Origin of the sequence: Actinotalea endophytica (assembly GCF_025717005.1) — a bacterium.
In the GTDB taxonomy this organism is placed as follows: domain Bacteria; phylum Actinomycetota; class Actinomycetes; order Actinomycetales; family Cellulomonadaceae; genus Actinotalea.
Genome location: NZ_JAOVZU010000010.1, coordinates 177,725 through 188,926, shown reverse-complemented (window position 1 = coordinate 188,926; position 11,202 = coordinate 177,725). Strand labels below are relative to the sequence as shown.

Below are 11,202 nucleotides of genomic sequence, written 5' to 3'. Positions count from 1 at the left end.
CCGGGCGGGCCCCCCCCGGCCGCGGGGCCGGGCTGGCGCCCGCGGGCGCGGGGCGCCCGCGGCCTCACTGGCCGGCTCTGCCCTTCCTCAGGCGAACGGAGAGCGGCCGGCTCGCGACGAGTCGACGCGCCGGCTCGGCCGTACTGGTCGCGCGCCGTCTCAGCGCGAGATCTGGGTGAACGTCAGGGGCGCGCTGAAGTAGAAGGTCTTGTAGGCGTAGATCGTGTGGTACCCAGCGCTGCTGGACGAGAACGTGGTGTTGTACGCCCCCGCGTAGACCCGCGTGACGTTGTTTAGCTTGATCTTCAGTTTGCCGGTGCCGGAGAACCCGATCGGTGACGCACCGTAGTTCGTCCAGGCGCAGGCGTTCGCGCTCGACCCGCATCCGGCGTAGATGGGCGTGATCGCGAGAGGCTGGGCCTGCGGCGTCGTGACCGCGACCGCAGCGATGTACTCACCCGTCGCGGAGTCGACGAGGACGTCCGCTGGGCCGGGCGCCGACACGATCGCCTCGATCTCGGTGTCGCTCTGCGTGCTCACGAGGTCCTCGAGCTGCTCGAGGACGGGGTCGTCATTGGCCTGTCCCGTCGGGCCTGGTGTGGGTGTAATGGCTGCCTGGCTCGCGGCCGCACCTGCAACCATCACGCCGAACGTCATTGCCGCAGTGGCGACAACCCGGAGCAGTGTCGTGCGCATGTTTCCCCCTGTCTGATGCTGGCCCCGTCGACACGGTTCTGCCGCCCTTGCAGCCAGCACCATGATCATAAACGCCCGCCCGGGGCCGCACGGTCGAGTTCGCCCGCGGCCACCCCTGTTGTTCGGGGACGAGGCCCGGGAATTGTCCGCGCTCGAAGGGTTGCGATCGGTGATTGCTCGGTGGCCGCCCCAACCCGGAGCGAGGCCGCGGCAGCGGGGGCCGCCGCGGCCTCACTCGGGAGCGGGGGTGTCAGTAGGACGCGAGGATGTCCACGACGAAGATCAGCGTAGAGCCGGCCGGGACCGAGCTGGAGGCCTGGTCGCCATATGCGAGGTCCGGCGGGATGATCAGCAGCACCTGGCTGCCGACCGTCTGGCCGACCAGGCCCTGGTCCCAGCCGTCGATGACCGAGCCGGTGCCGATCTGGGTGGTGAACGCCGAGCCGTTCTCCCACGACGAGTCGAACAGGGTGCCGTCGGTGAGCCAGCCGGAGTACTGGACGGTCACGGTCTGACCGGACTCGACGGTCGCGCCGTCGCCGCGGATGAGCGTCTGGATCACGAGGTCGGTCGGCGCCTCGAAGCCGTCCGGGATCTCGATGGACGGCGTGCCGTCGTCCGCCAGCGTCACGGTGGGCAGGCCTTCGGCCGGGGTCACCGGCTCGCCGGAGGCGCGGTTCGCGACGATCCCGGTCACGTCGATGACCCACACGGCGGAAGGCACCGCGTCCGAGCTGTCGGTGGCCGGCGTGCCGGGAAGGCCGAAGAGCACGCGCGTGCCGACGCCGTTGCCGACGATCGCCTCGACCAGCGGGTCGAAGGTCGCGTCGAGCCCGGTCATCGGGATGACGTCGGGGTGGCCCTCGTCCCAGCTGGACAGGATCGTCGAGCCGTCGTCGCCGGAGTACACGGCGTAGTCGACGGTCACGAGGCTGTCCGCCGCGACAGTCTCGCCGTCGCCCTGCACGAGCACCTTCGCTGCGGTCGAGCCGATGTCCCAGGGGGTGTCGAACGTGACGGTCGGGGCGGCACCGGCGTCGCCCGCGACGCCGACCGAGTCGAGCGCAGCCTGGGCGTCGGGGTCGGTCGTCGCGGTGGCGCTCGCGGTGTCGGTCGCGGTGGTCGTCGGGTCCGAGCCGGTCCCGCTCGAGCAGCCCGCGAGCAGGGCGGTCCCCGCCAGGGCGAGGGCGGACAGGGCAGCGGCCGGTCGGCGCATGAGGGTCCTTCTGGGTTCGGGAGCCGGGCGGTGCGAGCACACGCCCCGGGTCGTCCGCACGCTGCGGACCGGGTCGAGGATACGTGCTCGGTCTGAGAGCCACCTGAGGATCCGGGGTTGACGTCCGGCGACCCGATAGATACTTTGGGACTAAATAAAGCCACGAACAAAGGAGTGGTGGTGCCTGCACAGCCCGCGCGCGGCGACCTCGTCCCGTCGTCGGTCCTCGGTCTCCTCGGAACGCGCGGTCCGCTGTCCCGGGCGCAGATCGCCCGCGAGCTCGCGATCAGCCCGGCCACCGTCACGCAGACCACCAAGGCCCTGCTCGCCCGCGGCCTCGTCCGCGAGCTCGACCAGGTGCCGTCGCTCGGCGGGCGACCCGCGCGGCTCCTGGGCCTGGTGTCCACCGGGCTCGGCGCGATCGGCGCCAAGGTCACGGCCGACCACGTCGCCGTCGTGCACGTGGCGCTCGACGGATCGGTCGACCGCTCGAGCGTGCACCCCTTCGACCCGGACGCCCCGGACGCCCTCGACGCGCTCGGCAACCTGCTGCGTGCCGCCGTGCGCGACTACGAGGGCCAGCTCCTGGGCGTCGGCGTCGGCATCCCCGGTGCCGTCGACGGCCAGGCCTCGGGCAGCGTCGAGGCACCGACGCTCGGCTGGTCCGAGGCGCCGGTCGGGCGCTCCCTGCGCGCCGCGCTCGGCGTGCCGGTGCTCGTCGAGAACGACGTGAACACCCTCGCGGTCGCCGAGCGGGTCTACGGCATCGGCCGCGAGCACGGTTCCTACCTCGTCGCCACCATCGGCCGCGGGATCGGGTGCGGGATCGTGATCGACGGTGCGCTCTACCGCGGCGCGTTCGGCGGCGCCGGAGAGATCGGCCACATCCCCATGTCCGTCGACGGGCCGGAGTGCGCCTGCGGGTCGCGAGGCTGCCTCGAGGCACACATCGGCCAGGCGGCACTCGAGCGCACCGCCGTCGAGCGCCGCGTGATCGGCGAGGGCGCCGGTGTCGAGGCCCTGCACGCCGCCGCGGACGCGGGCGACGCCGTGGCCGCGGAGGTGCTCGCCGAGGCGGGCGCGATGCTGGGCCGTGCTCTCGCGGGCGTCGTCCACACGCTCGATCCCGAGGTCGTCGTCATGCTCGGTGAGGGCATCTCCGCGTGGCGGCACTGGGAGGCGGGCTTCGCCCCGTCGTTCCGTCGCCACCTGATGCCCAGCCGCCGGGGCACGTCGTACCTGATCGACTCCTGGGACGAGGACAAGTGGGCGCTCGGCGCTGCGGCGCTCGTCCTGGCGTCGCCGTTCGACCAGACCGGAGCCACGGGCGACCAGGGATCCCTGGTCCGTGAGCGGCTGCACGCGGCCACGGGGCAGGCATGAGCAACCTCACGACGCCGGTGGGCCGCGCCGCGGGACGAGCGGACGGGCCCTCCCCGGCACGCCGCGCACCGACCGGCCACGGACGCCGCACCGGGCGGTCGGCAGCGCGCCGCAGGGACCGCTGGTGGGCGCTCGCGTTCTTGCTGCCGAGCGCGCTGCCGCTCGCGCTCTTCGTCCTCCTGCCGATGGCCGGGGCGGGCTGGATCAGCCTGCACGAGTGGAACCTGATCTCGCCGATGAGCTGGGTCGGGCTGGGCAACTACACCGAGCTGGTCCGTGACCCGGCGACCCTCGCCGCCTTCGGCCACACGCTCGGCTACCTCGCCGGCTACCTGCCGCTGGTCTACGTCGGCGGCCTCGGGCTGGCCCTCGCGCTCAACACGGCGCTCAAGGGCAGGACGGTGCTGCGCGGCGTCTACTTCCTCCCGGTGGTGACCAGCTGGATCGTGGTCGCGCTCGTCTGGCGCTGGCTGCTCAACCCGAGCGTCGGGATCGTCAACTGGACCCTCGCGCAGATCGGCATCCAGGGACCCGGCTGGTGGACCGACCCGGCGTGGTCGATGGCCTCGGTCGTCCTCGCCTCGGCGTGGAAGGACCTCGGCTTCGTGATGGTGATCCTGCTCGCCGGGCTCCAGGCCATCCCGGCCGACATCCTCGAGGCCGCGCGGGTGGACGGCGCGGGGTGGTGGCGCCGGTTGTGGAGCGTGGTGCTGCCGCTGCTGTCGCCGTCGACGTTCTTCGTCGTGGTGATCTCCCTGATCAACGGCTTCCAGGTGTTCGACCAGGTGTACGCGATGACCGGTGGCGGGCCCAACGGCTCGAGCGACGTGGTCGTCCTGCGGATCCACTCCCTGGCGTTCCGCTACGGGGAGGCCGGCACCGCCTCCGCGTTGTCCTGGCTCCTCTTCGCCGTCGTGCTGGCGATCACCCTCGTCCAGATCCGTGGGCAGCGGCGGTGGGTCACCTATGCCTGAGACCGCCACCTCCTCCGCCCCCGGTCTCGCCCCGACGGGCGCGGCCCGGCCCGGCACCGCGACGCCGCGGCGTCCCCGGAACCCGCGGTTCGACGTCCGCTCGGTGCTGCTGCACGTCGTGGTCGTGCTCGGCGCCCTGGTGATGCTCTTCCCGTTCTTCTGGGCGGTGATCACCTCCATCAGCCCGGGCGCCGGTCTGAGCGCCACGCCGTCGTTCGTCCCCACGGACCCGTCGATGTCGGCCTACCTGGAGCTGTTCACGCACCTGCCGTTCGCCCGGGTGACGCTGAACAGCCTCGGGCTCGCGGTGGTGTCCACGCTGCTGCAGATGACCACGGGGGCGATGGCGGCGTACGCCTTCAGCCGGCTGGAGTTCCGAGGCCGCGACGTGATCTTCGCCGTGTACCTCGCGACGATGATGATCCCGCTCCAGGTGCTGATCGTCCCGCTGTTCGTGGAGATGAAGTACCTCGGCCTGATCGACAGCTACCTCGGCGCGCTGCTGCCCACGGTCTCGACCGCGTTCGCCGTCTTCCTGCTCCGCCAGGCCGTGAACCAGGTGCCGCGCGAGCTCGACGAGGCCGCGACCCTGGACGGCGCCGGCCACCTGCGGATCTTCACCAGGATCGTGCTGCCGAACATCCGCCCGGCGCTGGCGACCCTCGCGGTCTTCGCGTTCATGCAGAGCTGGAACAGCTTCCTGTGGCCGCTGATCATCCTGCGCTCACCCGAGCTCCAGACGTTCCCGGTGGCCCTGCAGTCCTTGCAGGGCCAGTACACGACGCAGTGGGACGTCGTCATGGCCGGATCCGTCGTGAGCGTGCTCCCGATGCTCGCCCTCTACGTGCTCGCGCAGCGCTACGTCGTGCAAGGCGTGGCCAGCACGGGCCTCAAGTAGGCCCGGTCGGGACGCCCCGATCCCGACCGATCGACCCCTCACCATCAAAGGAGATGCACATGAACCGCCGTATCCCGGCAGCGCTCGCGGTGGGCGCGATCGCCCTCACGCTCACAGCGTGCTCGTCCGGCTCCACCGATGACCCGAGCGCGGGCGGGGACCAGACCGGTGACGCGGTGGCGCAGGACGTCACGATCACCTACACGAACTTCATCTCGAACGGCGGCAACGAGGACAACCTCGCGACGATCGTGTCGGCCTTCGAGGCCGCCAACCCCGGGGTGACGGTCGACGTCACGACCCTGCCGTACGCCGACTACGGCACGGCGCTGCAGACCGACCTCGCCGCCGGCACCGTCGCAGACGTCTTCGACCTCGAGTACGCGAGCTACGGCGCCTACCAGGCGTCCGGCGTGCTCGCGCCGCTCGACGGGTTCGACGCCTCGGTCTACACGCCCTCGCTGCTCGAGGCCTACCAGACGGACGGCACGCAGTACGCCCTGCCGAGCTCGTTCTCGGACGTCGTGCTCTTCTACAACAAGGACCTCTTCGACGCCGCGGGCCTCGACTACCCGACGTCCTCCTGGACGTGGGCCGACGAGCAGGCGGCGGCGGAGAAGCTGACGGATGCGGGCGCCGGCGTGTGGGGTGACTACCAGCCGATCAGCTACTACGAGTTCTACAAGGCCCTGGTCCAGAACGGCGCGCAGTTCCTGTCCGACGACGGCACGAGCGTCGCGTTCGACAGCCCGGCCGGGATCGAGGCCGCCGAATGGCTGATCGGCAAGAGCGGGGCGACCATGCCGACGGCCGAGCAGGGCGCCGGCACACCCGACTTCGACACCACCCTGTTCACCGGCGGCAAGCTCGCCATGTGGCACACCGGGATCTGGATGTTCGGCGCGGCCGCGGACGCGGACCTGAACTGGGACATCGCCGTGGAGCCGGGCAGCACCACGCAGGCCTCGGCCATGTTCTCCAACGCTCTGGGGGTCTCGGCCACCAGTGACCATGTCACCGAGGCGACGGCCTTCGCGGCCTTCCTCTCCGGGTCGCAGGACGCCGCCCAGGTCCGCCTCGACGCGGGCTGGGAGCTCCCGCCGATCTCGGACGAGAGCGTGCTCTCGAGCTACCTCGAGAAGGGTGACCCGGCGAACCGCCAGGCGGTCTTCGACTCGCTCGAGCACGTCGCGCTGCCGCCCACGGTCGGTGACAAGCAGAACGAGATGGTGGACATCATCAACGCCCAGCTGACCGAGGCCGCTGCCGGCCGGATGATGGCGGCCGAGGCGCTCGACGAGGCCGCGTCGCAGATCAACGCTCTGCTGGCCGGCTGCCGGCGGGCCGGGCTCCCCCCCCGGCCCCCGCCCCCGGGCTCGCGCACCCCGCCGAGCCCGGGGCCGGCGCCCCGACCGCACTCCCGAGGAGATCCTGAGATGACCCGCCCACGCCCGGCCCGTGCGGCCACCCGGGCCGAGCAGGCCGCCCGGAGCCACGCCGTGATCGCGGCGCACCAGCACCGGAGCGGCGCCTACCCCGCATCGCCCACGTTCTCGGCCTACCGCGGGTACGCGTGGCTGCGGGACGGCTCGTTCGTCGCCGACGGCATGTCGCGCTGGGGTGACGTCGGCTCGGCCGAGGCGTTCCACGACTGGGCGGCCGGCGTGCTGGTCGATCGCAGCGACCGCGTCGGGTCGATCGTCGCGGACGTCGCCGCGGGGCGTGAGGTGCCGGTGTCGGCGATGCTCCCCACCCGGTTCACCCTGGACGGAGCCGACGGTTCCGACCCGTGGTGGGACTTCCAGACGGACGGGTACGGGATGTGGCTGTGGGCGGTCACCGAGCACGCCCGCCGGCACGGGGTGCACCTCGCCCGCTGGGCCCCCGCGATCGACCTCGCGACCGACTACCTGCTCGCCGTGGGTGACCGGCCCTGCTACGACTGGTGGGAGGAGCACGTCGAGCAGGTGCACACCTCCACCCTCGGCGCCGTGCGGGCCGGGCTGCTCGCAGCCGTCGCGGGCGGGACGCTGGACCCGGCGCGTGCCGAGCGCGCAGCCACGGCGGCGGCCGGGCTCAGGTCCCGCGTCCTGACCGACGGCCTCGCGAGGGGGCGCGCTGCGGACCCCGCCGACGTCCACCTCGCCAAGTGGTTCGGGTCCGACCAGGTCGACGCGTCGCTCGCGGCGTGCGTGGTGCCGTTCGGCCTCGCGCCGCTGGGCTCGGACCTCGCGCGCGCGACGCTCGACGCCGTGAGCCGCGACCTGGACGTCGACGGTGGCGTCCACCGCTTCGCGGCGGACGTGTTCTACGGCGGCGGCCAGTGGCCGCTGCTGTCCTGCCTGCTCGGCTGGAACCTGCTCGCCGCGGGGGACCGCGCGGGCGCCGAACGGCACCTCGACTGGGCGTTGGCGACGGCCACGCCGACGGGCGACCTGCCCGAGCAGGTTCCCGACCACCTGCTGCACCCCGAGCACCGCGACGAGTGGCTGCATCGCTGGGGTCCGGTCGCGACCCCGTTGCTGTGGTCGCACGGCATGGTGCTGACCCTGACCACCGCACTCTCCGAGGACGAGCCACGATGACGTTGCTGCACCGCCCCTACGGGATCGAGCACCCCTACGCCGCCTCCGCCGACCAACGCACACCGGTGGTGCCCGAGGCGGGCGAGCGGGTCAGGCTCGGCGTGATCGTGGACGGCCCCGTCGACGGTCCGGTCCGCTGCGAGTGGCACGGGCCCGCGGGTGACGTCGAGTGGCTCGAGCTCGCGCCGGCCGGGCCGTCGGCCGACGCGGCCGCCCTCGCCGGTGGTGAGGGGCACCTCGCCGAGGCGCAGGCCGCACAGCTCGCCGACGACGGCGGCTGGGCCGTCACGACCGCCCCGCTCGCCGAGGGCGCGCACCGCTACCGCTTCTGGGCCGGTGGCGAGAGCACGCCCTGGTACGAGGTCGGCGCCGCCGGCTGGCGTCCCGACGGAGGGACGCTCCGGATCGGTGGCCACGAGGAGGACCCCCGCCTGGTGCCGGGGTCGGTGAGCTGGCTGTGCGACGACACCGGCGCGCACCGGGTGCGCTTCGCGCTGCGGCTCGAGCCCGCCGAGCACGTGGTCGGCTTCGGCGAGCGCTTCGACGCGCTCGACCAGCGGGGCCGGACGCTCGACGCGGTCGTCTTCGAGCAGTACAAGGCGCAGGGCGAGCACGGCCGCACCTACCTGCCGATGCCGTTCGCGCACGTGGTCGGTGGGGACGGCTGGGGCTTCCACGTCCGAACGACCCGCCGGACCTGGTACGACGTCGGATCGAGCGATCCCGGCCGCCTCGTCGTCGAGGCGGCTCTCGGCGGTCGGGCCGACGAGGAGCTCGACGTCGCGATCTACCGCGGCGACCCGCGCGAGGTGCTGGACGCGTTCGTGGCCGAGGTCGGGCGGGCGGAGGAGCTCCCCGACTGGGTGCTGCGGCTGTGGGCCTCCGGCAACGAGTGGAACACCCAGGCGATCGCCACGAGCCGGATGGACACGCACCGCGAGCTCGACATCCCGGTGGGTGTCGTCGTGATCGAGGCGTGGAGCGACGAGCTCGGGATCACGGAGTTCGGCGGCGCACGGTGGACGACGCACGCGGACGGCTCCCCGCGCCGGATCGAGGACTTCACGTTCCCGGCCGACGGCGCGTGGCCGGACCCGGCGGGCTGGGTGGCCGACATGCACGAGCGCGGTATCAAGGTCGTGCTCTGGCAGATCCCGCTGCTCAAGACCGACGAGACCATCGCCCGCGACGACACGCCGTGGCGCCCCGACCAGACCGTCCAGGTGCTCGCCGACGGTGACGCGCTCGTCCGCGACGGCCACGTGGTGCGCGAGGCGGACGGCACCGCCTACCGCAACCGTGGGTGGTGGTTCCCGCGTGCCCTGATGCCCGATCTCTCGACGCCTGAAGGCCGGGCCGCGTGGACCGAGTACCGCCGCTACCTGGTGGCGGACCTGGACGTCGACGGCTTCAAGACCGACGGCGGCGAGCACGCGTGGGGCCACGACCTGCGCTACGCCGACGGACGTCGCGGTGACGAGGCGAACAACCTCAACCCGGTGCACTTCGCGCGCGCGTTCGGCGACCTGATGCGGTCGTGCGGCAAGGCCCCGGTCACGTTCTCGCGCGCGGGCTTCACCGGGTCCCAGGCACACGGGATCGTCTGGGCCGGGGACGAGGACTCGACGTGGGCGGCGTTCGAGCACTCCGTCACGGCCGGCCTGACCGCCTCGGCGTGCGGGATCGTCTACTGGGGATGGGACCTCGCGGGGTTCTCGGGACCGGTGCCGGAGCCCGAGCTCTACCTCAGGGCGACCGCCGCGGCGACGTTCATGCCGGTGATGCAGTACCACTCCGAGTTCCACCACCACCGGCCCCCGTTGCGCGACCGCACGCCGTGGAACGTGGCCCAGACCCACGACGCACCCGAGGTGGTCGAGGTCTTTCGCCGCTACGCCCACCTGCGCGAGCGGCTCGTGCCGTACCTGGCGGAGGAGGCCCGGGCCGCCATCGCGACCGCACGACCTCTGATGCGCGCCATGTTCGTGGACCATCCGCGCGAGGAACAGTTCTGGCAGTTCCCGGGGCAGTACTGCCTCGGCGACGACCTCCTGGTCCACCCGGTGACCCGACCGGGCGCCGAGACGTGGCCGACGGCGCTGCCCGAGGGGGACTGGGTCGACGTGTGGAGCGGGGAGGCCGTGCCGGGCGGCAGGGTCGTCGAGCGTCCGACGCCTCCGGACCTGATCCCGGTGTGGTGCCGCGCCGAGAGCTGGCCGAGGATGCGGTCGGTCTTCGAAGCATGAGATCGGCGGACCTCCGCTCGGCGGCGGACCGCTATCTCGCCGTGCTGCGCAGGCCGTCGCTCGCCCTCGCTCTCGTCGCGTCGCTGGTCGGCCGGATGCACGAGTCGATGATCGCCTTCGGGGTGATCCTCGTCGTCACCACGGACGGCAGCTATGCCGACGCAGGCTGGGTGCTCGCCGCGTACGGCGCAGGCGGGATCGTCGCCGCGCCCCTCGCGGCCCGCCTCGCCGACCGGTTCGGGCACTCCGCGGTGCTCTCGCTCACCGCCGCCGGTCACGCGGGTGCGGTCCTCGCCCTCGCGGGCGGCGTCGGCCCGGTCGTGCCGGTGGCGGTCGTGGCAGGTCTCCTCACCCCGCCGCTGACCCCGGCGTTCCGGTCGACGTTGCCGAGGCTCGCGGGCGAGGAGCTCCGCCTGACGGCCTTCGCCCTCGAGTCGACGGTCCAGGAGGTCGTCTTCATCGCCGGACCGGTGGTCGCCGCCGCCGCGGCGTGGCTGGCCGGGCCGCGGGCGGCCCTCGTGGTCGCTGCCGGGGCGACCGTCGTCGGAGTGGCCGGGTACCTGGTCGCGGTGGCGCGGGTCGCCCCGCGGGAGGCCGACGGCGAGTGCACGCCCGACGGTGGGTCCGGACGGCGCGAGCTACTGGCGACGCCGGAGGTGCTGCGTCTCATGGTCGGCGCGGCCGGCTTCCTCCTCGTGCTCTCGGTCGCCGCCGTGGCCATCGTCGCGGCCGCGAGCGGTCCGTCCGCGAGCGCCGGCGCGGGCATCCTCCTCGGTCTGTCCAGCCTCGGCTCCGTCCTCGGTGGCCTCTGGTTCGGGGCAAGGCCGCGGGTCTCGGCCCTGCCCCGCCGGTTCGTCGCGCTCGCCTGCGGGGTCGCCGCGATCGGGCTGGCGGCGGCAGCCGGGGGCGTCGTGCTGCTGGCTGTCTCGGCACTCGTCTACGGGACCACGATCGCTCCGGTCGGGACCGTGCTGTTCGGCCGGCTCTCGCAGGTCGCCGAGGGCTCTCGGGCCACCGAGGCGTTCGGCTGGATGGGAGCCGCGATGGGTGTCGGAGGGGTGCTCGGCGACGCAGGTGGTGGCTGGCTCGTCACGGCGTCGCCGGTGCTCGCGCTCGCGGTCGCGGCCGGCGTCGCACTGGTCACCGGCGCCCTGGTGCGGGAACGGCGGCCTTCTGCGGTGTGAGACGATCCGTCTCACCGGAG

General features: G+C 72.9%; 8 protein-coding genes. 6 read left to right on the top strand and 2 right to left on the bottom strand.

Translation table 11 applies throughout. The annotated features are described in order from the left end of the window. Positions 1-159: 159 nt before the first annotated feature. Positions 160-696, bottom strand: a complete 537-nt coding sequence (locus tag OEB99_RS16935) for a hypothetical protein (protein ID WP_263578473.1) — start codon at positions 694-696, stop codon at positions 160-162. Positions 697-946: 250 nt separating this feature from the next. Further along, the gene (locus OEB99_RS16930; protein ID WP_263578472.1) at positions 947-1,912 is read right to left on the bottom strand and encodes an FKBP-type peptidyl-prolyl cis-trans isomerase; all 966 of its coding nucleotides are present in this window, start codon (positions 1,910-1,912) and stop codon (positions 947-949) included. Between the two features lie 180 nt (positions 1,913-2,092). Between OEB99_RS16930 and OEB99_RS16925 the strand changes: the two genes are divergently transcribed. From OEB99_RS16925 to OEB99_RS16900, 6 genes are read left to right on the top strand one after another with little or no spacing between them, the layout of a single operon-like run. Continuing rightward, positions 2,093-3,295: an ROK family transcriptional regulator gene (locus tag OEB99_RS16925; protein WP_263578471.1), complete on the top strand. Its 1,203-nt coding sequence runs from the start codon at positions 2,093-2,095 to the stop codon at positions 3,293-3,295. After that, positions 3,292-4,269, top strand: a complete 978-nt coding sequence (locus OEB99_RS16920) for a carbohydrate ABC transporter permease (RefSeq protein WP_263578470.1) — start codon at positions 3,292-3,294, stop codon at positions 4,267-4,269. Before OEB99_RS16925 ends, OEB99_RS16920 begins: the two co-directional genes overlap by 4 nt. Then, on the top strand, positions 4,262-5,167 hold the full coding sequence (locus OEB99_RS16915; RefSeq protein ID WP_263578469.1) for a carbohydrate ABC transporter permease: 906 nt from the start codon (positions 4,262-4,264) through the stop codon (positions 5,165-5,167). Before OEB99_RS16920 ends, OEB99_RS16915 begins: the two co-directional genes overlap by 8 nt. 59 nt (positions 5,168-5,226) lie before the next feature. Beyond that, positions 5,227-7,752: an extracellular solute-binding protein gene (locus tag OEB99_RS16910; RefSeq protein ID WP_263578468.1), complete on the top strand. Its 2,526-nt coding sequence runs from the start codon at positions 5,227-5,229 to the stop codon at positions 7,750-7,752. Then, positions 7,749-9,998, top strand: a complete 2,250-nt coding sequence (locus tag OEB99_RS16905; RefSeq protein WP_263578467.1) for a glycoside hydrolase family 31 protein — start codon at positions 7,749-7,751, stop codon at positions 9,996-9,998. The genes OEB99_RS16910 and OEB99_RS16905 overlap by 4 nt, the downstream gene beginning before the upstream one ends. After that, positions 9,995-11,182 (top strand): MFS transporter, encoded by a 1,188-nt coding sequence (locus tag OEB99_RS16900; protein WP_263578466.1) that lies wholly within the window; start codon positions 9,995-9,997, stop codon positions 11,180-11,182. Before OEB99_RS16905 ends, OEB99_RS16900 begins: the two co-directional genes overlap by 4 nt. The last annotated feature ends 20 nt before the right edge of the window (positions 11,183-11,202 follow it).